Annotated in this window: 20 protein-coding genes; 18 read left to right on the top strand and 2 right to left on the bottom strand. The window is 61.6% G+C overall.

What is annotated here, in order from left to right:
* Positions 1-6: 6 nt before the first annotated feature.
* From nuoC to nuoN, 11 genes are all read left to right on the top strand, one after another.
* Positions 7-1,803 (top strand): NADH-quinone oxidoreductase subunit C/D, encoded by a 1,797-nt coding sequence (nuoC, locus tag ACJ8HH_RS12590; RefSeq protein WP_004936036.1) that lies wholly within the window; start codon positions 7-9, stop codon positions 1,801-1,803.
* Between the two features lie 2 nt (positions 1,804-1,805).
* Entirely contained in the window at positions 1,806-2,357 is a 552-nt protein-coding gene (gene nuoE / locus ACJ8HH_RS12585; protein ID WP_060451727.1) for an NADH-quinone oxidoreductase subunit NuoE, read from the top strand.
* A complete protein-coding gene (nuoF, locus tag ACJ8HH_RS12580) occupies positions 2,354-3,700 on the top strand; it encodes an NADH-quinone oxidoreductase subunit NuoF (protein WP_033648045.1) in 1,347 nt (448 codons plus the stop codon). Before nuoE ends, nuoF begins: the two co-directional genes overlap by 4 nt.
* Before the next feature lie 76 nt (positions 3,701-3,776).
* Entirely contained in the window at positions 3,777-6,515 is a 2,739-nt protein-coding gene (gene nuoG, locus ACJ8HH_RS12575; RefSeq protein WP_039567075.1) for an NADH-quinone oxidoreductase subunit NuoG, read from the top strand.
* Entirely contained in the window at positions 6,512-7,489 is a 978-nt protein-coding gene (nuoH, locus tag ACJ8HH_RS12570; RefSeq protein WP_004936022.1) for an NADH-quinone oxidoreductase subunit NuoH, read from the top strand. The genes nuoG and nuoH overlap by 4 nt, the downstream gene beginning before the upstream one ends.
* Before the next feature lie 14 nt (positions 7,490-7,503).
* On the top strand, positions 7,504-8,046 hold the full coding sequence (gene nuoI / locus ACJ8HH_RS12565) for an NADH-quinone oxidoreductase subunit NuoI (RefSeq protein WP_025160170.1): 543 nt from the start codon (positions 7,504-7,506) through the stop codon (positions 8,044-8,046).
* Positions 8,047-8,059: 13 nt separating this feature from the next.
* A complete protein-coding gene (nuoJ, locus tag ACJ8HH_RS12560) occupies positions 8,060-8,617 on the top strand; it encodes an NADH-quinone oxidoreductase subunit J (protein WP_019453717.1) in 558 nt (185 codons plus the stop codon).
* Positions 8,614-8,916, top strand: coding sequence for an NADH-quinone oxidoreductase subunit NuoK (nuoK, locus tag ACJ8HH_RS12555; RefSeq protein ID WP_004936014.1), 303 nt, complete (start codon positions 8,614-8,616; stop codon positions 8,914-8,916). The genes nuoJ and nuoK overlap by 4 nt, the downstream gene beginning before the upstream one ends.
* On the top strand, positions 8,913-10,760 hold the full coding sequence (nuoL, locus tag ACJ8HH_RS12550; protein ID WP_015378577.1) for an NADH-quinone oxidoreductase subunit L: 1,848 nt from the start codon (positions 8,913-8,915) through the stop codon (positions 10,758-10,760). The genes nuoK and nuoL overlap by 4 nt, the downstream gene beginning before the upstream one ends.
* 95 nt (positions 10,761-10,855) lie before the next feature.
* On the top strand, positions 10,856-12,385 hold the full coding sequence (nuoM, locus tag ACJ8HH_RS12545; protein WP_033648043.1) for an NADH-quinone oxidoreductase subunit M: 1,530 nt from the start codon (positions 10,856-10,858) through the stop codon (positions 12,383-12,385).
* 6 nt (positions 12,386-12,391) lie between these two features.
* On the top strand, positions 12,392-13,849 hold the full coding sequence (nuoN, locus tag ACJ8HH_RS12540) for an NADH-quinone oxidoreductase subunit NuoN (RefSeq protein WP_033635324.1): 1,458 nt from the start codon (positions 12,392-12,394) through the stop codon (positions 13,847-13,849).
* Between the two features lie 59 nt (positions 13,850-13,908).
* On the opposite strand, the gene ACJ8HH_RS12535 is transcribed toward nuoN, so the two are convergent.
* On the bottom strand, positions 13,909-14,784 hold the full coding sequence (locus ACJ8HH_RS12535) for a LysR family transcriptional regulator (protein WP_060451726.1): 876 nt from the start codon (positions 14,782-14,784) through the stop codon (positions 13,909-13,911).
* Positions 14,785-15,072: 288 nt separating this feature from the next.
* On the opposite strand from ACJ8HH_RS12535, the gene ACJ8HH_RS12530 reads away from it, so the two are divergent.
* Entirely contained in the window at positions 15,073-16,308 is a 1,236-nt protein-coding gene (locus ACJ8HH_RS12530) for an MFS transporter (RefSeq protein ID WP_442520233.1), read from the top strand.
* Between the two features lie 130 nt (positions 16,309-16,438).
* A complete protein-coding gene (locus tag ACJ8HH_RS12525) occupies positions 16,439-16,948 on the top strand; it encodes a DUF1097 domain-containing protein (protein ID WP_060451725.1) in 510 nt (169 codons plus the stop codon).
* Here the strand turns inward: ACJ8HH_RS12525 and ACJ8HH_RS12520 are convergent.
* Positions 16,928-17,911 carry a LacI family DNA-binding transcriptional regulator gene (locus ACJ8HH_RS12520; RefSeq protein WP_033648039.1) on the bottom strand — a complete coding sequence of 328 codons (984 nt, stop codon included), beginning with the start codon at positions 17,909-17,911 and terminating at the stop codon, positions 16,928-16,930. The two genes, ACJ8HH_RS12525 and ACJ8HH_RS12520, sit on opposite strands and share 21 nt — an antisense overlap.
* Before the next feature lie 268 nt (positions 17,912-18,179).
* Between ACJ8HH_RS12520 and idnO the strand changes: the two genes are divergently transcribed.
* From idnO to menH, 5 genes are all read left to right on the top strand, one after another.
* A complete protein-coding gene (idnO, locus tag ACJ8HH_RS12515; protein ID WP_060430680.1) occupies positions 18,180-18,944 on the top strand; it encodes a gluconate 5-dehydrogenase in 765 nt (254 codons plus the stop codon).
* Positions 18,945-18,966: 22 nt separating this feature from the next.
* Positions 18,967-19,998, top strand: a complete 1,032-nt coding sequence (gene idnD / locus ACJ8HH_RS12510) for an L-idonate 5-dehydrogenase (RefSeq protein WP_060451724.1) — start codon at positions 18,967-18,969, stop codon at positions 19,996-19,998.
* Between the two features lie 81 nt (positions 19,999-20,079).
* Positions 20,080-20,391 (top strand): stress response protein ElaB, encoded by a 312-nt coding sequence (elaB, locus tag ACJ8HH_RS12505; protein WP_025303653.1) that lies wholly within the window; start codon positions 20,080-20,082, stop codon positions 20,389-20,391.
* A 376-nt stretch (positions 20,392-20,767) separates the two neighbouring features.
* On the top strand, positions 20,768-22,444 hold the full coding sequence (gene menD, locus ACJ8HH_RS12500) for a 2-succinyl-5-enolpyruvyl-6-hydroxy-3-cyclohexene-1-carboxylic-acid synthase (RefSeq protein WP_049213520.1): 1,677 nt from the start codon (positions 20,768-20,770) through the stop codon (positions 22,442-22,444).
* Positions 22,441-23,211: a 2-succinyl-6-hydroxy-2,4-cyclohexadiene-1-carboxylate synthase gene (menH, locus tag ACJ8HH_RS12495; protein ID WP_033648035.1), complete on the top strand. Its 771-nt coding sequence runs from the start codon at positions 22,441-22,443 to the stop codon at positions 23,209-23,211. Before menD ends, menH begins: the two co-directional genes overlap by 4 nt.
* The last annotated feature ends 7 nt before the right edge of the window (positions 23,212-23,218 follow it).

The following is a 23,218-nucleotide window of genomic DNA, read 5'->3' as shown; positions in this document are numbered from 1 at the left end:
AAAATTATGACAGATTTGACGACGCACGACGCCTTGCCTGCCTGGCAGACCCGAGATCACCTTGACGACCCGGTGATCGGCGAACTGCGCAACCGTTTTGGGCCGGAAGCCTTTACTGTTCAGGCCACCCGCACCGGCATGCCCGTGGTATGGGTTAAACCTGACCAGTTGCTGGAAGTAATGACGTTCCTGAGAAAACAGCCGAAGCCGTATGTCATGCTGTTCGATCTGCATGGCGTGGACGAACGTCTTCGCACCCACCGCGACGGCCTGCCCGCTGCGGATTTCTCCGTTTTCTACCATCTGATTTCCATCGAACGCAACCGCGACATCATGCTGAAGGTGGCGCTGTCTGAAAAAGACCTGCACGTGCCGACGGCGACCAAGGTGTTCCCGAACGCCAACTGGTACGAGCGCGAAACCTGGGAAATGTTCGGCATCACCTTTGACGGCCACCCGCACCTGTCGCGCATCATGATGCCGCAGACCTGGGAAGGGCACCCGCTGCGCAAGGACTACCCGGCGCGCGCCACCGAATTCGATCCTTTCGTGCTGACCAAGCAGAAAGAAGATCTGGAGATGGAAGCGCTGACCTTCAAGCCGGAAGACTGGGGCATGAAGCGCGGCACCGAGAACGAAGATTTCATGTTCCTCAACCTCGGCCCGAACCACCCGTCCGCGCACGGTGCGTTCCGCATCATTCTGCAGCTGGACGGCGAAGAGATCGTCGACTGCGTGCCGGATATCGGCTATCACCACCGCGGCGCCGAGAAGATGGGCGAGCGCCAATCCTGGCACAGCTACATTCCGTACACCGACCGTATCGAGTACCTCGGCGGCTGCGTGAACGAAATGCCTTACGTGCTGGCGGTCGAGAAGCTGGCCGGCATCAAGGTGCCGGAGCGCGTCGACACCATCCGCGTGATGCTGTCCGAGCTGTTCCGCATCAACAGCCACCTGCTGTACATCTCCACCTTCATTCAGGACGTCGGCGCGATGACCCCGGTGTTCTTCGCCTTTACCGACCGCCAGAAAATCTACGATCTGGTGGAAGCGATCACCGGTTTCCGTATGCACCCGGCCTGGTTCCGCATCGGCGGCGTCGCGCACGATCTGCCGCGCGGCTGGGATCGCCTGCTGCGTGAATTCCTCGACTGGATGCCGAAGCGTCTGGACTCCTACGTGAAAGCGGCGCTGAAGAACAGCATCCTGAAAGGCCGTTCCATCGGCGTAGCGTCTTACAACGCCAAAGAAGCGCTGGAGTGGGGCGTGACCGGCGCCGGCCTGCGCGCCACTGGCGTCGAGTTCGACGTGCGTAAATGGCGTCCGTACTCCGGCTACGAGAACTTCGACTTCGAAGTGCCGGTCGGCGACGGCACCAGCGACTGCTACACCCGCGTGATGCTGAAGGTGGAAGAGCTGCGCCAGAGCCTGCGCATCCTCGAACAGTGCCTGAACAACATGCCGGAAGGCCCGTTCAAGGCCGATCACCCGCTGACCACGCCGCCGCCGAAAGAGCGCACGCTGCAGCACATTGAAACGCTGATCACCCACTTCCTGCAGGTTTCCTGGGGCCCGGTGATGCCAGCCAACGAATCATTCCAGATGATTGAAGCCACCAAAGGGATCAACAGCTACTACCTGACCAGCGACGGCAGCACCATGAGCTACCGCACCCGGGTACGTACGCCGAGCTTTGCGCACCTGCAGCAGATCCCATCGGTCATCCGTGGCAGCCTGGTTTCCGACCTGATCGTCTATCTGGGTAGTATCGATTTTGTTATGTCAGATGTGGACCGCTAATTATGCACTCTCAAAAAGACAATCACGCAGTCAATGATGCGCTCGAGCCCATCAACGCAGCCGCTCCTCAGAGCGGCGTTGATGCATTTGTACTGAGTGCGGAAGAACGTGATGCGATCGAGCACGAAAAGCATCATTACGAGGATCCGCGCGCCGCTTCCATCGAAGCACTGAAAATTGTGCAGAAGCAGCGCGGCTGGGTTCCGGACGGTGCGATTTACGCCATCGCGCAAGTGCTGGGCATCCCCGCCAGCGACGTAGAAGGCGTGGCCACGTTCTACAGCCAGATTTTCCGTCAGCCGGTAGGACGTCACGTGATCCGTTATTGTGACAGCGTTGTTTGTCACATCACCGGTTACCAGGGCATTCAGGCCGCTATCGAGAAGAAGCTGAACATCAAGCCGGGTCAAACCACCTTTGATGGCCGCTTCACGCTGCTGCCGACCTGCTGTCTGGGCAACTGCGATAAAGGGCCGACCATGATGATTGATGACGACACTCACAGTCAGCTGAAGCCTGAAGATATCGAGACGCTACTGGAGCAGTATCAATGACCAAGCACATTGTACGCACTCCCGAAACGCATCCGCTGACCTGGCGGCTGCGTGATGACAAGCAGCCGCTGTGGCTGGACGAATACCGCAGCAAAAACGGCTATGCCGGCGCGGAAAAGGCCCTCAAAGGCCTGGCCCCGGACGAGATCGTCGGCCTGGTGAAAGACTCCGGGCTGAAGGGCCGCGGCGGCGCGGGCTTCTCCACCGGTTTGAAGTGGAGCCTGATGCCGAAGGACGAATCCATGAACATCCGTTACCTGCTGTGTAACGCCGATGAAATGGAGCCGGGCACCTATAAAGACCGCCTGCTGATGGAGCAGCTGCCGCACCTGCTGGTGGAAGGCATGCTGATCTCCGCGTTCGCGCTGAAAGCCTACCGTGGGTACATCTTCCTGCGCGGTGAGTACATCGAAGCGGCGGCGCATCTGCGTCGCGCCATCGCGGAAGCCACCGAAGCCGGCTATCTGGGCAAGAACATTCTCGGCACCGGATTTGATTTCGAGCTGATCGTGCACACCGGCGCCGGCCGTTACATCTGCGGCGAAGAAACCGCGCTGATCAACTCGCTGGAAGGCCGCCGCGCCAACCCGCGCTCCAAGCCGCCATTCCCGGCCAGCGCCGGCGTGTGGGGCAAGCCGACCTGCGTCAACAACGTCGAAACGCTGTGCAACGTACCGGCCATTTTGGCGAACGGCGTGGAGTGGTACACCGGCATCTCCGGCAGTGAGGACAAAGGCACCAAGCTGATGGGCTTCTCCGGCCGGGTGAAAAATCCGGGCGTTTGGGAGCTGCCGTTCGGCACCACCGCGCGCGAGATCCTGGAAGACTACGCCGGCGGCATGCGCGACGGTCTGCGCTTCAAAGCCTGGCAGCCAGGCGGCGCGGGGACCGACTTCCTGACCGCCGATCATCTCGATCTGCCGATGGAATACGGCGCAATCGGCAAAGCCGGCAGCCGCCTCGGCACCGCGCTGGCGATGGCGGTAGACCACGAGATCGGCATGGTGCCGCTGGTGCGTAACCTGGAAGAGTTCTTCGCCCGCGAGTCCTGCGGCTGGTGTACGCCATGCCGCGACGGCCTGCCGTGGAGCGTGAAGATCCTGCGTGCGTTGGAAAACGGCGAAGGGCAGCCGGGGGATATCGAAACCCTCGAACAGCTGTGCCGTTCCCTCGGCCCGGGCAAAACCTTCTGCGCCCACGCGCCAGGTGCCGTAGAGCCACTGCAAAGCGCGATTAAATATTTCCGTGAAGAGTTCGAGGCGGGCATCGCCGTGCAGCACTTCAGCAACGCCCATGCGATTGGCGGCATTCAGCCGAACAATCTGCTGAAGCAGCGCTGGTAAGCCGACTCGCCCGAACACGGCCAGAATTTTTGATTAACGCCTGCCGCAAGGCAGGCCACTTGGAAGCATGCTGACTATGGCTACGATTCATGTAGACGGCAAAGAGTATGAGGTAGACGGAGCGGACAACCTGCTGCAGGCTTGTCTCTCCCTCGGCCTTGATATTCCTTACTTTTGCTGGCATCCGGCGCTGGGAAGCGTCGGCGCTTGCCGCCAATGTGCGGTAAAGCAATACCAAAACGCGGAAGATACGCGCGGCCGTTTGGTGATGTCCTGTATGACCCCGGCATCCGATGGCACCTTCATCTCCATCGATGACGGCGAAGCGAAGCAGTTCCGTGAAAGCGTGGTCGAGTGGTTGATGACCAACCACCCGCACGATTGCCCGGTCTGTGAAGAAGGCGGTAACTGTCACCTGCAGGATATGACGGTAATGACCGGCCACAGCTTCCGCCGCTACCGCTTCACCAAGCGCACCCACAACAACCAGGAGCTGGGGCCGTTTATCTCGCACGAGATGAACCGCTGCATCGCCTGCTACCGCTGCGTGCGTTACTACAAAGACTATGCGGACGGCACCGACTTCGGCGTGTACGGCGCGCACGACAACGTCTACTTCGGTCGCCCGGAAAGCGGCACGCTGGAAAGCGAGTTCTCCGGCAACCTGGTGGAAGTGTGCCCGACCGGCGTATTCACCGACAAAACGCACTCCGAGCGCTACAACCGTAAATGGGACATGCAGTTCGCGCCGAGCATTTGCCAGCAGTGCAGCATCGGCTGTAACACCAGCCCGGGCGAGCGCTATGGCGAGCTGCGCCGTATCGAAAACCGTTACAACGGCAGCGTGAACCACTACTTCCTGTGCGACCGCGGCCGCTTCGGTTACGGCTACGTCAACCAGAAAGATCGTCCGCGTCAACCGCAGCAGCTGCGCGGCGATGACTGGATCACCCTGAACGCCGAGCAGGCGATGCAGGGCGCGGCGGACATCCTGCGTCAGGCGAAGAAAACCATCGGCATCGGCTCCCCGCGCGCCAGCCTGGAAAGCAACTTCGCACTGCGCGAGCTGGTCGGCGCCGAGAACTACTACACCGGTATCGCTCAGGCGGAGCAATCACGCCTGGCGCTGATGCTGAACGTGCTGAAAAACGGCGGTGTCCATACGCCGGCGCTGCGTGAGATCGAAGATTACGACGCGGTGCTGGTGCTGGGCGAAGACCTGACGCAAACCGGCGCGCGCATCGCGCTGTCCGTGCGCCAGGCCGTCAAGGGCAAAGCCCGCGCGATGGCGGCGGCGCAACGCGTGGCCGACTGGCAGATCGCGGCGGTGCAGAACATCGGCCAGCACGCCAAGTACCCGCTGTTCACCACCAACGTCGACAACACCCGCCTGGACGACATCGCCGCCTGGAACTACCGCGCGCCGGTAGACGAGCAGGCGCGCTTCGGTTTCGCCATCGCTCACGCGCTGGACAGCGCGGCGCCGGCGGTGAACGATCTGGCTGAAGGCCTGAACAAGAAAGTCGATATCATCGTGCAGGCGCTGACCGGCGCACGCAAACCGCTGATTATTACCGGCAGCAACGCCGGCAGCGAAGCCATCATCGAAGCGGCGGCCAACATTGCCAAAGCGTTGAAGGGCCGCGGTTCCGACGTCGGCATCACCTTCGTGGCGGGCGCAGCCAACAGCATGGGCCTGGCGATGATCGGCGGCGGTTCGCTCGATCAGGCGCTGGAACAGCTGGCGAGCGGCGCAGCCGATACCGCCATCGTGATGGAAAACGATCTCTATCGTCATGCGCCGGCGGCGCAGGTGGACGCGGCGCTGGCCAAGGTTAATAACCTGATCGTCGCCGACCACCAGCGCACCGCGATCATGGACAAAGCCAACCTGATCCTCTCCTCGGCCAGCTTCGCCGAGAGCGACGGTACGCTGATCAACCAGGAAGGCCGCGCGCAGCGCTTCTTCCAGGTATACGATCCGGCCTACTACGACGACGCCAAGAAGAATCAGTTCACCGTGATGCTGGAAAGCTGGCGCTGGATGCACTCGCTGCACTCCACCTACACCAGCCGCCACGTGGACTGGACCCAGCTCGATGACGTGATCGCCGCTTGCGTCGCCGCGTTGCCGCAGCTGCAGGGCATCGTCGACGCCGCGCCGGACGCGACTTTCCGCATTCGCGGTCAGAAGCTGGCGCGTTCGCCGCACCGCTCCAGCGGCCGTACCGCCATGCGCGCCAACATCAGCGTGCACGAGCCGCGTCAGCCGCAGGATAAAGACACCATGTTCGCCTTCTCGATGGAAGGGAACAACAGCCCGCTGGCTGATCGTCAGCAGATCCCGTTCGCCTGGGCGCCAGGCTGGAACTCACCGCAGGCATGGAACAAGTTCCAGGCCGAAGTGGGCGGCAAACTGCGCCACGGCGATCCGGGCGTGCGCCTGATCGAAGCGGGGGAGGGCAGCCTCGGTTACTTCCACCGCGTGCCTGCCGCGTTCAATCCGAACGACGGCTGGCGTGTCGCGCCGTACTACCACCTGTTCGGCAGTGACGAAATGTCGCAGCGCTCTCACGTGATCCAGCAGCGCATGCCGGAAGCCTACGTGATGGTCAACCCGGCCGACGCGGCGACGCTTGGCGTCAACGCGGGCAGCCTGGTGGAGTTCAGCTGTGCGGGCCAGACCCTGCGTCTGCCGGTGCGTCTGAGTGAAACCCTGACCCAGGGCCAGGTTGGTTTGCCGCTCGGCTTGCCAGGGATCCCGCCGATCTTGGTGGGTGCTAAGGTAGACAATCTGCGGGAGGCGGCACGATGAGCTGGTTTACCCCTGAGGTGATCGACATTCTGATCGCCATTCTTAAAGCGGTCGTGATCCTGTTGGTGGTCGTGGCGTGCGGGGCATTCATGAGCTTTGGCGAACGCCGCCTGCTCGGCCTGTTCCAGAACCGCTACGGACCGAACCGCGTAGGCTGGGGCGGCTCGCTGCAGCTGGTCGCCGACATGATCAAAATGTTCTTCAAGGAAGACTGGGTGCCGAGATTCTCCGACCGGGTGATCTTCACCCTGGCGCCGATGATCGCCTTTACTTCCCTGTTGCTGGCATTTGCCATCGTGCCGGTCAGCCCGACCTGGGCGGTGTCCGATCTCAACATCGGTATTCTGTTCTTCCTGATGATGGCCGGCCTGGCGGTGTACGCCGTGCTGTTCGCCGGATGGTCGAGCAACAACAAATACTCGCTGTTGGGCGCGATGCGCGCCTCCGCGCAAACTCTGAGCTACGAAGTGTTCATCGGTCTGTCGCTGATGGGCGTGGTGATGCAGGCGGATTCGTTCAACATGCAGGCCATCGTTGAATCCCAGGCGCACGTCTGGAACGTCATTCCGCAGTTCTTCGGCTTCGTGACCTTCGCGATCGCCGGCGTGGCGGTGTGTCACCGTCACCCGTTTGACCAGCCGGAAGCCGAGCAGGAACTGGCCGACGGTTACCACATCGAATATTCCGGCATGAAGTTCGGTCTGTTCTTCGTGGGGGAATACATCGGTATCGTCACCGTGTCCGCCCTGATTGTGACGTTGTTCTTCGGCGGCTGGCAGGGTCCGTTCCTGCCGCCATTCATCTGGTTCGCGTTGAAAACGGCCTTCTTCATGATGATGTTCATCCTGATCCGTGCCGCGCTGCCGCGTCCGCGTTATGACCAGGTGATGTCCTTCGGCTGGAAAGTGTGCCTGCCGCTGACGCTGCTGAACCTGCTGGCAACCGCCGCGGTCATTTTGTACAACGCTCAATAAGGGGTGAATAAACCATGACATTGAAAGAGTTAGTGGTTGGTTTCGGCACCCAGGTGCGCAGCATTTGGATGATTGGCATGCATGCCTTCGCCAAGCGCGAAACCCAGATGTATCCGGAAGAACCGGTTTACCTGCCGCCGCGCTACCGCGGCCGCATCGTGCTGACGCGCGATCCGGACGGCGAAGAGCGCTGCGTCGCCTGTAACCTGTGTGCGGTTGCCTGCCCGGTCGGCTGTATCTCGCTGCAAAAAGCGGAGCAGAAAGACGGCCGTTGGTATCCGGAGTTCTTCCGCATCAACTTCTCGCGCTGCATTTTCTGTGGCCTGTGCGAAGAGGCTTGCCCGACTACCGCTATCCAGCTGACGCCGGATTTCGAACTGGGTGAGTACAAGCGTCAGGATCTGGTGTACGAAAAAGAAGATCTGTTGATCTCGGGGCCGGGTAAATATCCGGAATATAACTTCTACCGGATGGCCGGTATGGCGATTGACGGCAAAGCCAAAGGCGAAGCCGAAAACGAAGCCAAACCGATCGACGTCAAAGGTCTGTTGCCCTAAGGAGCCAGCAAGCATGGAAATTGCATTTTACCTGGCAGGTTTGATTGCGGTGGCCGCGACGATTCGCGTGATCACCCATACCAACCCTGTGCATGCGCTGCTGTATCTGATCGTCTCGTTATTGGCGATCTCGGCAGTCTTCTTCTCGCTCGGCGCCTACTTTGCCGCCGCGTTGGAAATCATCGTCTATGCGGGCGCCATCATGGTGCTGTTCGTGTTCGTGGTGATGATGCTGAACCTCGGCAACGTGCAGCAGCAAGAGCGCGACTGGATGAAGCCGACGGTGTGGATCGGGCCTGGCCTGTTGTCGCTGGCGCTGCTGGTGGTATTGATCGTCGCGATCCGCAGCGTATCCGACCAGGGTATCAGCGGCGAGATGGTCGACGCGAAGGCGGTGGGCATCAGCCTGTTCGGGCCTTACGTATTGGCGGTTGAGCTGGCTTCAATGCTGCTGTTGGCGGGTCTGGTTGTCGCCTTCCATATCGGCCGCGAGCACAAGCCTGGCGAGGTGCTGAGCAACGCGCCGGCGAGTGGCGAAATGGCGAGAAGAAAATCGGAGGAGCAAGCATGATCCCTCTTCAACACGGCCTGATCCTGGCGGCTATCCTGTTTGTGCTCGGGCTGACCGGGCTGCTGGTGCGCCGCAACCTGCTGTTTATGCTGATCAGCCTGGAAGTGATGATCAACGCCGCGGCGTTGGCGTTTATCGTGGCGGGAAGCTACTGGGGCCAGGCGGACGGGCAGGTGATGTACATCCTGGCGATCAGCCTGGCGGCAGCCGAGGCCAGTATCGGCCTGGCGCTGCTGCTGCAGCTCTACCGTCGTCGTCATACCCTGAATATTGATACTGTCAGTGAGATGCGCGGATGAACCTATTATATTTAACAATTCTGCTACCGCTGATCGGGTTCCTGCTGTTGGCATTTTCCCGCGGTCGTTGGTCTGAGAACACGGCGGCCACCGTCGGCGTGGGCTCTATCGGCCTGGCTGCGCTGGTCACGGTGTATGTGGCGATGGATTTCTTCGCCCAGAAAGCCGCCGGCGTGCAGCTGTTCGAGCAAAGCCTGTGGACCTGGATGGCCGTCGGCAACTTCAATATCGGTGTGACCCTGGTGCTGGACGGCCTGTCGCTGACCATGCTGTCGGTGGTCACCGGCGTCGGCTTCTTCATCCACATGTTCGCCTCCTGGTACATGCGCGGTGAAGAGGGCTATTCGCGCTTCTTCGCTTACACCAACCTGTTTATCGCCAGCATGGTGGTCTTGGTGCTGGCGGACAACCTGCTGCTGATGTATCTGGGTTGGGAAGGCGTGGGCCTGTGCAGCTACCTGTTGATCGGCTTCTACTACAAAGATCCGGCCAACGGCGCGGCGGCGATGAAAGCCTTCATCGTGACCCGCGTGGGCGACGTGTTCCTGGCGTTCGCGCTGTTCATCCTCTACAACGAGCTGGGCACGCTGAACATCCGCGAGCTGATGATCCTGGCACCGCAGAAACTGGCGGTGGGCGATACGGCCATCACCTGGGCGACCCTGATGCTGCTGGGCGGCGCGGTCGGTAAATCGGCGCAGCTGCCGTTGCAAACCTGGTTGGCGGACGCGATGGCGGGCCCAACCCCGGTTTCCGCACTGATCCACGCGGCGACCATGGTGACCGCGGGCGTCTATCTGATCGCCCGTACGCACGGCCTGTTCCTGATGGCGCCGGAAGTGCTGCACCTGGTGGGCATCGTCGGTGCGGTCACCCTGCTGCTGGCCGGCTTCGCCGCGCTGGTGCAGACCGACATCAAGCGCGTGCTCGCTTACTCCACCATGAGCCAGATCGGTTACATGTTCCTGGCGCTGGGCGTGCAGGCATGGGACGCGGCGATCTTCCACCTGATGACCCACGCGTTCTTCAAGGCGCTGCTGTTCCTGTCGTCCGGTTCGGTGATCCTGGCTTGCCACCACGAGCAAAACATCTTCAAGATGGGCGGCCTGCGCAAGAGCATCCCGCTGGTGTACGTCTGCTTCCTGGTGGGTGGCGCGGCGCTGTCTGCGTTGCCGCTGGTCACGGCCGGCTTCTTCAGTAAGGACGAGATCCTGGCGGGCGCGATGGCCAACGGCCACATCAACCTGATGGTGGCCGGCCTGGTCGGCGCATTCATGACCTCGCTGTACACCTTCCGTATGATTTTCATCGTGTTCCACGGCGAAGAGAAAATCAAAGCGCATGCCGGTAAAGGCATCACTCACCACCTGCCGCTGCTGGTTCTGCTGGTGCTGTCCACCTTCGTCGGCGCGATGATCGTGCCGCCGTTGCAGGGCGTGCTGCCGGAGACGACCGAGCTGGCGCACGGCAGCGTGCTGACGCTGGAAATCACCTCCGGCGTGGTGGCTATCGTCGGCATTCTGCTGGCGGCCGCGCTGTGGCTGGGCAAACGCAGCCTGGTCAACAGCATCGCCAACAGCGCGCCGGGGCGTTTCTTCTCGACCTGGTGGTTCCATGCCTGGGGCTTCGACTGGCTGTATGACAAAGTGTTCGTCAAGCCGTACCTGGGCATTGCGAAGCTGCTGCAGCGCGATCCGCTGAACTCGCTGATGAACCTGCCGGCCGTCTTCTCCCGCTGGGGGAACCGCGGTCTGACGGTGAGCGAGAACGGTCAGGTGCGTTGGTATATAGCGTCTATGGGTGTGGGTGCAGTGGTCGTATTGGCTCTGTTGATTTTGGTTTAATTGAATAATTTAAACAGACGCATTTTTCGGGCGTAGCGCCGGGCAGGCGCTACGTACAAAGTTTGAAATTATTCGTATAAGGGACACAAAACGCCATGCTATTACCTTGGCTAATTCTTATCCCCTTTATCGGCGGTCTGCTGTGCTGGCAGCTTGAGCGCTTCGGTACTAAGGTGCCGCGCTGGATAGCGCTGATCGCAATGGGGCTGACGTTGGCGCTCTCTCTGCAGCTGTGGCTGCAGGGCGGCTATACCTTGACCACGCCGAAAGGCATTCCGCAGTGGCAGAGCGAATTCCTGCTGCCGTGGATCCCGCGCTTCGGCATCTCCATCCACCTGGCGCTGGACGGCCTGTCGCTGCTGATGGTGGTGTTGACCGGTCTGCTGGGCGTGCTGGCGATCCTCTGTTCCTGGCGTGAAATCCAGAAGTATCAGGGCTTCTTCCACCTCAACCTGCTGTGGATCCTGGGCGGCGTTATCGGCGTGTTCCTCGCCATCGACATGTTCCTGTTCTTCTTCTTCTGGGAAATGATGTTGGTGCCGATGTACTTCCTGATCGCGCTGTGGGGCCACAAGGCGTCGGACGGTAAAACCCGCATCACCGCGGCGACCAAGTTCTTCATCTACACCCAGGCCAGCGGTCTGGTGATGCTGATTGCGATCCTGGGCCTGGTGTTCGTGCACTACAACGCCACCGGCGTGTGGACCTTCGATTACGAAGACCTGCTGCAAACGCCGATGTCCCACAACGTGCAATATCTGTTGATGCTAGGCTTCTTCATCGCTTTCGCGGTGAAAATGCCGGTGGTGCCGCTGCACGGCTGGTTGCCGGACGCGCACAGCCAGGCGCCGACCGCAGGTTCCGTCGACCTGGCGGGCATCTTGCTGAAAACCGCGGCCTACGGCCTGCTGCGTTTCAGCCTGCCGCTGTTCCCTGAGGCTTCGCACGAGTTTGCGCCAATCGCCATGTGGCTGGGCGTGATCGGCATCTTCTACGGCGCCTGGATGGCGTTCGCGCAGACCGACATCAAGCGTCTGATCGCCTACACCTCGGTCTCGCACATGGGCTTCGTGCTGATCGCCATCTACACCGGCAGCCAGTTGGCTTATCAGGGCGCGGTGATCCAGATGATCGCGCACGGCCTGTCCGCCGCCGGTATGTTTATCATCTGCGGCCAGCTGTATGAGCGCCTGCATACCCGCGACATGCGTCAGATGGGCGGCCTGTGGGGGCGTATCAAGTTCATCCCTGCGCTGTCGCTGTTCTTCGCTGTGGCTACGCTGGGGATGCCGGGTACCGGTAACTTCGTCGGCGAATTCATGATTCTGTTCGGCAGCTACCAGGTGGTGCCGGTGATCACCGTGATTTCTACCTTCGGTCTGGTGTTCGCTTCGGTTTACTCGCTGATCATGATGCAGCGCGCTTACTACGGTGCGCCTAAATCCGACCAGCCGCTGCAGGGCATGACCGCGCGCGAACTGTTCATCATTCTGCTGCTGGTGGTGTTGCTGGTTCTGCTGGGGGTTTACCCGCAGCCGATTCTGGATACTTCCAACGCGGCGATGAGCAACGTGCAACACTGGTTTGGTTCGTCAGTTTCAGCAATTTCAACAACAAGGCCGTAATTCGCCATGACAATAACTCCTCAACAACTGATCGCACTGCTGCCGCTGTTGATCGTCGGATTGACGGTGGTGGTTGTGATGCTAGGCATTGCGTGGCGACGCGACCACTTTATCAACGCCACCCTGACCGTGATCGGTCTCAACCTGGCGCTGCTTTCGCTGTACTTTGTCGGCCAGGCAGGCCCAATGGACGTCACCCCGCTGCTGCGGGTTGACGGTTACTCGATGTTCTACACCGGGCTGGTGCTGCTGGCGAGCCTGGCGACCTGCACCTTCGCCTATCCGTGGCTGGTCGGCTATCCGGATAACCGCGAAGAGTTCTACCTGCTGGTGCTGATCGCCGCCATGGGCGGCATCCTGCTGGCGAGCGCCAACCATCTGGCTTCGCTGTTCATCGGTATCGAGCTGATCTCGCTGCCGCTGTTCGGCCTGGTGGGCTACGCCTACCGCCAGAAGCGCCCGCTGGAAGCCGCCATCAAGTACATGCTGCTGTCCGCCGCCGCGTCGTCGTTCCTGCTGTTCGGCATGGCGCTGCTGTATGCCGAATCCGGCGATCTGTCGCTGGCCGGCCTCGGCAAGAGCCTGCAGGAAAACATGATGCACCAACCGCTGATCCTGGCCGGTATGGGCATGATGATCGTCGGTCTGGGCTTCAAGCTGTCGCTGGTGCCGTTCCAACTGTGGACGCCGGACGTGTATCAGGGCGCGCCTGCGCCGGTCTCGACCTTCCTGGCGACCGCCAGCAAGATCGCGATCTTCGCGGTCGTGATGCGTCTGTTCCTGTATGCCCCGGCCGCCGACAACGAAGCGCTGCGCATGGTGCTGTCGATCATCGCGTTCTGCTCCATCTTGTTCGGTAACCTGATGGCCATCAGCCAGACCAACATCAAGCGTCTGCTGGGCTACTCGTCGATCGCTCACCTGGGCTACCTGCTGGTGGCGCTGATTGCGGTGCAAACCCATCAGCTGTCGCTGGAAACCGCCGGCGTTTACCTGGCCGGTTACCTGTTCAGCAGCCTGGGCGCCTTCGGCGTGGTCAGCCTGATGTCCAGCCCGTACCGCGGCCCGGATGCGGATTCGCTGTTCTCTTACCGTGGTCTGTTCTGGCATAAGCCAATCTTGTCCGCGGTGATGACGGTGATGATGCTGTCGCTGGCCGGTATCCCGATGACGCTGGGCTTTATCGGTAAGTTCTTCGTGATCGCGATGGGTGTCAGCGCACACCTGTGGTGGCTGACCGGCGCAGTCGTGGTAGGCAGCGCCATCGGCCTGTACTACTACCTGCGCGTGACCGTCAGCCTGTTCCTCAGCGCGCCGGAATCGCTGCAGCGCGATACCCCGAACAACTGGGCGTTGACCGCCGGTGGCGTCGTGGTGCTGATCTCCGCCGCGCTGGTGCTGCTGCTGGGCGTCTATCCGCAGCCGCTGATTTCGCTGGTGCAGATGGCGCAGCCGACGTTCTGATAACCCTTCAAACGATAAAAAGGTCGCTTCGGCGGCCTTTTTTTATGGGGAAACGGCACTCAGCCGTAATGGGCGTTAAACGAGGTTTCCAGCGCCTGCACTACCGCGCGCACGCGGGCGGCGCGTTGCAAATCGGGATGCAGCACCAGCCAGATATCCACCCAGTCTTTGTTCTCCGGCAACAGGCGCACCAGCTCCGGGTCTTTGTCCGCCAAAAACGCGGAGAGCAGGCCGATGCCCAGCCCGCTGCGGGTGGCGGAACGCAGCAGTAGCTGCGAATTGCATTGCAGCACCACGTTGGGCTCGTGCAGGGCCTCGCCGCAGAAATTGTTCCAGTGGCGCGGCACCAGATCGCGCGGGAACATCAGCAGATCGTGGCCGCGCAGCTGCTCGCCCCTGAGCGGCATGCCGCGCCGTGCCAGATAGTGTGGGCTGGCGTACAGACCCATTTCGATGGTGGCTAAGCGTTTGATGATCAGCTCATCGTCATCGGGGCGGGCGCCACGGATCGCCAGATCCGCGCCGTGGTAAGAAATATCGGCGATGTTGACCGCCGTCAACAGCGTGACGGTGATGGCGGGGTAGCGTTCCCGCAGATCTTGCAGCGCCGGCATCACGAAGGCTTCGGCCAGGGTATCGGTGGTGGCGATGCGCACGTTGCCGCTCAGGCTTTCGTCACCGCTGGCGGCTTTGCGGTTGATCGCCTGCACCGCATTTTCCATCTTCATCACGTCCGCCAGCATTTGCTCCCCCAGCGGGCTGAGGGCGAAGGATTTCGGCGTGCGGATAAACAGCTTGGAGCCGAGCGCATCCTCGAAAGCGGACAGCCGTCGACCGACGGTCGCCTGATCGACATGCAGCTGGCTGGCGGCTTTGCGTAGCGTGCCGCAGCGCGCGACGGCCAAAAAGAAGCGCGCGTCGTCCCAATTTATCATGCCATTTCCTCTCTGCAGATTTGTCGGCGCCGTAGGAAACAGGCCGGGCCGGACGAATGATAACGGGTTATATCATAAAGCGTTGCTCTGCCCTGGGGGAGAGAAAGACGGCTAGCGGCCTGCACATCGGCGGTTATTTCTCCGGTGATGCAAGAATGCATCAGGGTGATTCATTCTTGACGATACTTCGCCCGTCGCCGTAACGCTATGATAAGCGCCGTTCCCGGCCCGCCGGGTGAGAAAGATGTCGATGGCAGGCCGCCGTCTGCCGACTTTGGGAGTTTAAACATGTCAGAAAATACCGCCAGCCAGATCGCGGCGCCGCAAAATGCTCAGGCGTCGCGCAGGACCATTTTATTGTTCCTGGCGCTGGCTTTGATGTCGGCATTGCTGAACAGCAGTGCGCCGACACCGCTTTATCCGCTGTATCAGCAGCAGTTTGCGCTGAGTTCCGTCAGCCTGACCGTCGTTTACGGTGCCTACGCCGCCGGCGTACTGATCTCTTTGTTCGGCGTCGGCAATCTGGCCGGCAAAGTGAAGGATTTGCGCAGCGTGATCGTGCCGGCATTGCTGGTGGTGTTGAGCGGTGCGCTGCTGTTTGCGCTGGCGGATACCTTTGTCATGATGCTCATGGCGCGACTGCTGGCCGGGGTGGGCACCGGGGCATTGACCGGGGCGGCAAACATCGCCCTGGTGCGTTTTGGGCCACAGGACGGCGGTAAAAACGCCGCGCTGATCGCCACGTTGTACTTTACCACAGGGTTGGCGCTGGGCCCGATCTTCAGCGGCATCGCTTTGCAGACCGGTTTTCATCCCACGACGCTGCCGTTCGTTTTCATCATGATCATTGCCGCCGTGGCGGCGTTGGGCGTGATGTTCTCGTGGCCGCGTGGCGTGGTCGCGGCGCCGACCCGCGCTGCGCCGACGGCGACAGAAAAAAGCACGCTGCTCGATGGCCTGCGCGCCACCGGCGGTAAATTCTTTGTGTGTGCCGGGGCGCTGTTTATCTGTTGGGCCCTGGCCGCCAGCATTTTGGCTATTGGCCCCAGCGTGGCGGAAACGCTGTTAGGCATGCACCAGCGGGGCGTCTTTGGCTATGCGATTGCGGTGTATCTGTTGATCGCCGGTATTAGCCAGATCCTGAGCCGCCGCCTTAACGCCCGTCATTCGCTGTTGTTCGGTTGCCTGGCGCAGGTGCTGGCGGCGGTGGTATTCGCTGCGGCGATCCAATGGCATTCACTGTGGCTGGCGGCTGCGGGCCTGGTGGTGGCCGGCTATGCTTACGGCGCCATTTTCGTCGGCAGCGCGACCCTGGTAAACCTGATTTCGCCGCCGGCCAGCCATGCGCGTTTGCTTTCACTGTTTTACGTTATCGCTTATATCGCCAACTGGGTGCCGATCTTGCTGGGGATCGTGGTCGACCGTGTCGATCTGCAGCAGGCAACCCATCTGCTATTCCTGAGCAGCACCACGGTATGCCTGTTGTTGGCATGGATGACGGTACGTGTAGGGTTCCCACGTTAATAATTTTGTGATGTATGTCTCTTTTATTTAATTAATCATTCTTTAATTGCATTTATATTGTGATTTTAATCACATGAAATAACCGGCTTTCGGGTAAACTGCGCGCTTTCTTTTTGCCGCGGGTCACTTTATGAACGTTCTTTTCGCCATTGCCGTTACTACCGGGATCCTCTCCAGCGTGTGGGGCTGGGTTGCCGTCAGCCTGGGGCTGATCGGTTGGGCCGGTTTTCTCGGCTGCACGGCGTATTTCGCCTGCCCGCAGGGCGGGCTGAAAGGGCTGTTGATCGGCGCGTTGACCTGCTGCAGCGGCGTCTTCTGGGCAATGGCGATCATCCACGGCAGCGAACTGGCGCCGCAGTGGGAGCTGCTGGGGTATCTGCTGACCGGCGTCGTTGCGTTCCTGATGTGCATTCAGGCCAAACAGCAGTGGCTGGGGTTTGTGCCCGGCACCTTTATCGGCGCCTGTGCGACCTTCGCCGGCGGCGGAGATTGGCCGCTGGTGACGCTTTCTCTGTTGGTGGGCTTGCTGTTTGGCTATGCGATGAAAAACAGCGGTCTGTGGTGGGCGGCGCGCAGCGAAAAAGCCCGTGCCGCACAGCCGGTCAGCCCGAATGCCGGCTCAAACGGTGCCGCCGAGTGAGAGGCGGTAGTGCAGATCGTGGCGCTCGGCGCAGGGTTCGCCCGCGATCCGCAGCAGCAGCATTTCAGCGGCGGTTTTCCCCATGTCAAAGCGCGGCGTGATCACGCTGGCGATGCCCGGCGTGGTCGCCTGGCCAATATCCAGGCCGTGAAAACCCGATAGCGCAATCTCCTGCGGCACGCGCACGCCGAGACGCAGGCAGGCCTGCAACACGCCCACCGCCAGATCGTCGTTGGTGCACAGGATACCGTCCAACTGCGGGTAGCGTTCGCGCGCCATCGCCAGCATGTGGGCGCCGATCGAAACCGAAGAGACCCGATGCGGCGTGATCTGGCGCGGCGTTTGCCCCTGAGCCGCCATGGCGCGGCAGTACCCCCGATAGCGTTTATTGTCGCGGGCGTCCGACATGGCGCCAAAGTAAACGATATGCCGTTTGCCGCTGGCGAGCAGTGCTTCGGTCATGTCATACCCCGCCTGTTCATTATCAAACCCCACCGCAATCCGCCCCGGCGGCGCGTCGAGATCCATCACCTGCGCGAGGGGGATTTTGGCGGCGCCGAGGTAGGTCTCTGCGCGCAAGGTATGCGCAGAGTCGGTGAGGATCAGCCCGGCGATCGGGTAGCTCAACAGCTGTGCGATCTGCTCTTCTTCCCGCTGCGGGCTGTAATCGTAGTTCACCACCAGCGTTTGGTAACCCCGCGCTTGGGTAACGGATTCGATGCCGGCCAGCAGGTCGGCGAAGATCTGGTTGTTGAAGGAGGGGATCAGTACGCCGATGCGCGGTCTTCTGCCGGCCTGTGCGGTATCGGCATCTGTGACGTTCAGCTCCCGCATGACCTGCGCAATGCGTTCGGCGGTGTCGGCCGCCACTTTTTCCGGCGTGCGCAGGAAGCGGCTGACGGTCATTTTGGTCACGCCGGCCAATTGCGCGATGTCCTGTAGCGTAACGCGAGGGTGTTTCATTCGGTGGCCTTCACGGGCGGCGCGGCAAGGGCAGATAGCGGTATGTTAACAAATCGATTTGGCGATAACAATGAATGCGATCCTATTAAAAATAGCTATTTTTCAATTGGATAACTGCTTTTTTCCCGCTTGCTGCCTGCGTGAGATCACGTTAAGGGTAACAGGGTTTCGTAACATGATGTTCAGTGATTTCCATCACGTTTTTACCGGTAACAATCGGCTGAGATAGAGGCCTGTCCGATTGGAGGCCTGATGGCCGGGAATCACCATGAACAACCTGTTTTCACTGGATAACAAAATTGTCTTGATCACCGGCGCCTCGCGCGGCATCGGTTTTCTGCTGGCGCGCGGCCTGGCGCAGCAAGGCGCGCATATTCTGGTCAACGCCACCACCGACGAACATGCCCGACACGCCGCCGATCGCCTGCGCGAAGAGGGCTTGCGCGCCGATGCGGCGGCGTTCGACGTCACCGATTCCCATGCGGTGCATGCTGCCATCGATCGTATCGAAGCGGATATCGGCGCGATAGACGTCTTGATCAACAACGCCGGCATCCAGCGCCGCCACCCGTTCACCGAGTTTCCGGAGCAAGACTGGGACGACATCATCGCCGTCAACCAGAAGGCGGTTTTCATCGTGTCGCAAACCGTGGCGCGTTATATGGTGCCGCGCCGGCGCGGCAAGATAGTCAACATCGGCTCGATGCAAAGCGAGCTGGGGCGGGACACCATCACCCCTTATGCGGCCTCCAAGGGCGCGGTGAAAATGCTGACGCGCGGCATGTGCGTGGAGCTGGCGCGCTACAACATTCAGGTCAACGGCATCGCCCCCGGCTACTTCAAAACCGAGATGACGCAGGCGCTGGCCGACGATCCGGCCTTCACCGCCTGGCTGACCCAACGCACGCCCGCCGCACGCTGGGGCGATCCGCAGGAGTTGATCGGCGCGGCGGTGTTCCTGGCCGCCGACGCCTCCGCCTTCGTCAACGGGCAACTGCTGTTTGTCGATGGCGGCATGTCGGCGGCGGTGTAACCTTTTTTCGTGGAGTGTTGAGATGAAAATTCAAACCCAGTCCTGCGTGGTCAATGGCAAACGCGACGTGGCGGTGATTGCGCAAGAAGTGGATTACCGGGGGCAGGGAACGCTGGTGAAAATCAGCCGTGGCGGCATCTGCGGCTCGGATCTGCATTACTTTCAGGAAGGCAGGGTCGGCAATTTTCAGGTGCGCCAGCCGATGGTGCTGGGCCATGAGGTGATCGGCGAGGTGGTCGCCAGCGATTCGCCGCAGCTGCCGGTCGGGCAGAAGGTGGCGCTCAATCCCAGCAAACCCTGCGGGCAGTGCAAATACTGTCTGGCGCAGCAAAGCAATCAATGCGTCGAGATGCGTTTTTTCGGCAGCGCGATGTATTTTCCGCACGTCGACGGGGCCTTTACCCAATACAAAGTGGTGGATAGCGCGCAGTGCATTCCTTACGGCGCCGATCGCGACGACAGGGTGATGGTGTTCGCTGAACCGCTGGCGGTGGCGATCCACGCGGCGAAGCAGCCCGGCGACGTGACGGGGAAAAAGATCTTCGTGTCCGGCGTCGGCCCGATCGGCTGCCTGCTGGTGGCGGCGCTGAAAGCGCTGGGCGCCGCCGAGATTGTCTGTGCCGATCTCAGCCCGCGCTGCCTGGCGATCGCCAGGCAAATGGGGGCCGATCGGTGCCTGCATGCCGCGGAAGACGATGTTAGCGGTTATCAGCAGGACAAAGGATATTTCGACGTCGCCTTCGAAGTGGCGGGGCATCCGCAGTCGCTGCAGCGCTGCCTGGAGATCACCCGCGCCAAAGGCACCGTGGTGCAGGTGGGGATGGGCGCCAGCTTCCCCGATTTTCCGCTGATGTTGTTGATCGCCAAGGAGTTGAACCTGCTCGGATCCTTCCGCTTCGTGGCGGAGTTTGCGCTGGCGGTGGCGTGGCTGGCCGACGACGTGGTCGATCCGCTGCCGTTGCTGTCGGCGGAGTTCGCCAGCGGGCAACTGGCACAGGCGCTGGAGTTTGCCGGCGATAAGCGCCAGGCCGCCAAGGTGCAATTGGTGTTTTAGGGTAAAAGTCCGATGGCCGCAGGCGGCGATCCTTGTCTATAGTGTAGGAACGCTTAATTTTTCAACCACGGAGATCTCACTATGGCAAGACATACGGATGCTGAGCAAACTACGCTGGATGACGATCTGAGAATGCTGACCGAGACGCTGGAAGAAGTGCTGCAATACACCGGCGATCGCGCGGATCAGGCCTACATCGACATCAAGTCGCACGCCGAGCAGGCGCTGAGTGAGGTTAAGGCGCGCTGGGCGAACACCGGCGAATCCTACTATGCGCGCGCCAAAGAAGCGGTACACCGCACCGACGACTACGTGCGGGATAAACCCTGGCACAGCGTAGGCATCGGCGCCACCGTAGGGCTGGTGCTGGGGCTGCTGCTGGCCCGCAAATAAATCACCCATCGGGGCGGCGCAGGCCACCCCATGTTTTCCGCGGCGGTACGTTCATCCCGCCGTTTCCCCGCTGGCTTTCCCTTATCCCGCCTATACTTCCCGCTAGCCGCCGTCGGAGTGCCTCTATTCCCCTTATTTTTGTATGGACGGATTGAGCCGGCGCCGCCGCAAGTGTAAAGTATCTGTGTTTTTATTGTTTATTTTTTGTTCTAAATCAAATAATTATCTGGTGTAAACGCCCAGGGATATACGGCGTTCTTGCGCTGGCGCAAAAGCCGTGAAAATAACACCTCATATAATACAGAGCGTAACTACAGGCGCGGCGTCCGTCGGCTGCGCCGGAGACGATCTCTGCTAACTGACTTGTGAGCGAACTATGTCGACAAGTGTTTTTAATCGCCGGTGGGCGGCTGTGCTGCTCGAGGCGCTGGCCCGCCATGGGGTGCGGCATGTTTGTATCGCTCCGGGATCGCGCTCCACGCCGCTGACGCTGGCCGCCGCGGCTAACCGATCGTTTATCTGTCATACCCATTTTGACGAGCGCGGGCTCGGCCATCTGGCGCTTGGGCTGGCGAAGGCGGCGCGTGAGCCGGTGGCGGTGATCGTCACGTCCGGCACCGCGGCGGCCAACCTTTATCCCGCGTTGATTGAAGCCGGCCTGACCGGTGAGCGGCTGGTGTTTCTCACCGCCGATCGGCCGCCGGAGTTGATCGACTGCGGCGCCAATCAAGCTATCCGTCAAAACGGCCTCTACAGCAGCCACCCGACGCTGGCGATCGATCTGCCGCGTCCTACGCCGGATATTCCGGCCGCGTGGCTGGCCTCCAGCGTCGACAGCGCGATGGCGCGCCTGCAGCACGGCGCTTTGCACATCAACTGCCCGTTCGCCGAGCCGCTGTACGGCGGCGACGAACGTCACTTTGCCGACTGGTCCGCCGCGCTGGGCGACTGGTGGCAGAGCGATCGCCCGTGGCTGCAGGAAAGCGAGACGCATGCGGCGCCATTGCCGCAGCCGGACTGGTTCTTCTGGCGGCAAAAGCGCGGCGTGGTGTTGGCCGGGCGCATGAGCGCGCAAGAGGGCGCGCAGGTGGCCGAATGGGCCGCAACGCTGGGCTGGCCGCTGATCGGCGACGTGCTGTCGCAGACCGGGCAACCGCTGCCCTGCGCCGATTTGTGGCTCGCTCACCCGCAGGCGCAGCGCGTACTGCAAGATGCGCAGCTGGTGGTGCAGTTCGGCGGCAGCCTGACCGGCAAACGCCTGCTGCAGTGGCAGGCGCAGTGTCGGCCGGAAGAGTATTGGGTCATCGACGAGCTGCCGGGGCGGCTCGATCCGGCTCAGCACCGGGGGCGGCGCCTGCGCGCCGGCGTGGCGCAGTGGTTGGCACAGCACCCGGCGCAGCCGCGCCAGCCTTGGGCCGCCGGGCTGGCCGTGCTGGCGGATAAAGCGCTGACGGCGGCATCCACGCATCTGCACGATAACTTTGGCGAAGCTCAACTGGCGCACCGCCTGCCGGAGCTGCTGCCGGAGAACGGCCAGCTGTTTCTCGGCAACAGCCTGGTGGTGCGACTGATCGACGCGTTAACGCCATTGCCCGTCGCCTACCCGGTATTCAGCAACCGCGGTGCCAGCGGCATCGACGGCCTGATCTCCACCGCAGCCGGCGTGCAGCGCGCCACCGCCAGACCGACGTTGGCGGTGGTGGGCGACCTTTCCGCACTGTATGACCTCAATGCGCTGGCGCTGCTGCGCCAGAGCTCGGCGCCGACGGTGCTGATCGTCGTCAACAACAACGGCGGCCAAATTTTCTCGCTGCTGCCGACGCCGGAAGAGGATCGTCAGCGCTTTTACTGCATGCCGCAGAACGTCGAGTTCAGCCACGCGGCGGCGATGTTCCAGCTGGGTTACGCGCGGCCGGCGAACTGGGGCCAGCTGCAACAGGCGGTTGAGCAAGGCTGGCGGCGCGGCGGCGCCACGCTTGTCGAACTGCAGGTGCCGCCGAGCGCGGGGGCCGAAAGCCTGCAATACCTGGTGCAACAGATGGCGGTGCAATGATGCTGGCGACGCGAATTTTGCAACAGGGCGAGGCGGGCCGCCCGTGGCTGGTGTGGCTGCATGGCCTGCTTGGCAACAACAATGAATGGCGGGTGATCGCCGCGCGCAGCCCGGAATGGCCGTCGCTGGCCATCGATCTGCCCGGCCACGGCGATTCCGTGGCGGTGAGCTGCCGCGGCTTCGACGACATCAGCGCGCAGATCGCCGCCGCGCTGCAGCTGCGCAATATCGAACGCTATTGGCTGGTGGGCTACTCGCTCGGCGGGCGCATCGCCATGTATCACGCCTGCCACGGCCACCATGCCGGCCTGCAGGGGGTGATCGTCGAGGGCGGTAATCCGGGGCTGGAGGACGAAGAACAGCGCCGCCGGCGCTGCGAACAGGATGCGCTGTGGGCGGCGCGTTTTCGCAGTGAGCCGATCGCCGAGGTCCTGGCGGACTGGTATCAGCAGCCGGTGTTCAAAGAGCTCAGCCACGTGCACCGCCAGGCGCTGATCGCCGCGCGCTCGGTCAACAGCGGCCCGGCGATCGCCGACATGCTCGAAGCCACGTCGCTCGGGCGGCAGCCCTATCTGGCGCCGCAGCTACGTCAACTGACCGTGCCGCTGCGGGTGCTGTGCGGTGAGAACGACCCCAAATTTCAACGGCTGGCGCGCGACGCCGGGTTGCCGTTGCGCATCGTGCCGCAGGCCGGCCACAACGCGCACCTGGCCAATCCGCAGGATTTCGTCGCCGAGCTGCAGACCTTTCTCGTTAACCCTGGTTAAAGGAACC

This window comes from Serratia sp. CY32780, assembly GCF_052169135.1.
In the GTDB taxonomy this organism is placed as follows: domain Bacteria; phylum Pseudomonadota; class Gammaproteobacteria; order Enterobacterales; family Enterobacteriaceae; genus Serratia; species Serratia sarumanii.
The sequence above is the reverse complement of the archived record's forward strand: the minus strand, read 5'-3'. Positions and strand labels throughout refer to the sequence as shown.

Excerpts from the sequence above, each read along its gene's own strand:
- idnO (WP_060430680.1), top strand. The coding sequence starts at position 18,180 with ATGAACAACCTGTTTTCACTGGATAACAAAATTGTCTTGATCACCGGC.
- nuoG (WP_039567075.1), top strand. The coding sequence starts at position 3,777 with ATGGCTACGATTCATGTAGACGGCAAAGAGTATGAGGTAGACGGAGCG.
- nuoE (WP_060451727.1), top strand. The coding sequence starts at position 1,806 with ATGCACTCTCAAAAAGACAATCACGCAGTCAATGATGCGCTCGAGCCC.
- nuoI (WP_025160170.1), top strand. The coding sequence starts at position 7,504 with ATGACATTGAAAGAGTTAGTGGTTGGTTTCGGCACCCAGGTGCGCAGC.
- nuoF (WP_033648045.1), top strand. The coding sequence starts at position 2,354 with ATGACCAAGCACATTGTACGCACTCCCGAAACGCATCCGCTGACCTGG.
- idnD (WP_060451724.1), top strand. The coding sequence starts at position 18,967 with ATGAAAATTCAAACCCAGTCCTGCGTGGTCAATGGCAAACGCGACGTG.
- nuoK (WP_004936014.1), top strand. The coding sequence starts at position 8,614 with ATGATCCCTCTTCAACACGGCCTGATCCTGGCGGCTATCCTGTTTGTG.
- nuoL (WP_015378577.1), top strand. The coding sequence starts at position 8,913 with ATGAACCTATTATATTTAACAATTCTGCTACCGCTGATCGGGTTCCTG.
- ACJ8HH_RS12535 (WP_060451726.1), bottom strand. The coding sequence starts at position 14,784 with ATGATAAATTGGGACGACGCGCGCTTCTTTTTGGCCGTCGCGCGCTGC.
- nuoM (WP_033648043.1), top strand. The coding sequence starts at position 10,856 with ATGCTATTACCTTGGCTAATTCTTATCCCCTTTATCGGCGGTCTGCTG.
- menD (WP_049213520.1), top strand. The coding sequence starts at position 20,768 with ATGTCGACAAGTGTTTTTAATCGCCGGTGGGCGGCTGTGCTGCTCGAG.
- menH (WP_033648035.1), top strand. The coding sequence starts at position 22,441 with ATGATGCTGGCGACGCGAATTTTGCAACAGGGCGAGGCGGGCCGCCCG.
- elaB (WP_025303653.1), top strand. The coding sequence starts at position 20,080 with ATGGCAAGACATACGGATGCTGAGCAAACTACGCTGGATGACGATCTG.
- nuoJ (WP_019453717.1), top strand. The coding sequence starts at position 8,060 with ATGGAAATTGCATTTTACCTGGCAGGTTTGATTGCGGTGGCCGCGACG.
- nuoN (WP_033635324.1), top strand. The coding sequence starts at position 12,392 with ATGACAATAACTCCTCAACAACTGATCGCACTGCTGCCGCTGTTGATC.
- nuoC (WP_004936036.1), top strand. The coding sequence starts at position 7 with ATGACAGATTTGACGACGCACGACGCCTTGCCTGCCTGGCAGACCCGA.
- nuoH (WP_004936022.1), top strand. The coding sequence starts at position 6,512 with ATGAGCTGGTTTACCCCTGAGGTGATCGACATTCTGATCGCCATTCTT.
- ACJ8HH_RS12520 (WP_033648039.1), bottom strand. The coding sequence starts at position 17,911 with ATGAAACACCCTCGCGTTACGCTACAGGACATCGCGCAATTGGCCGGC.
- ACJ8HH_RS12525 (WP_060451725.1), top strand. The coding sequence starts at position 16,439 with ATGAACGTTCTTTTCGCCATTGCCGTTACTACCGGGATCCTCTCCAGC.
- ACJ8HH_RS12530 (WP_442520233.1), top strand. The coding sequence starts at position 15,073 with ATGTCAGAAAATACCGCCAGCCAGATCGCGGCGCCGCAAAATGCTCAG.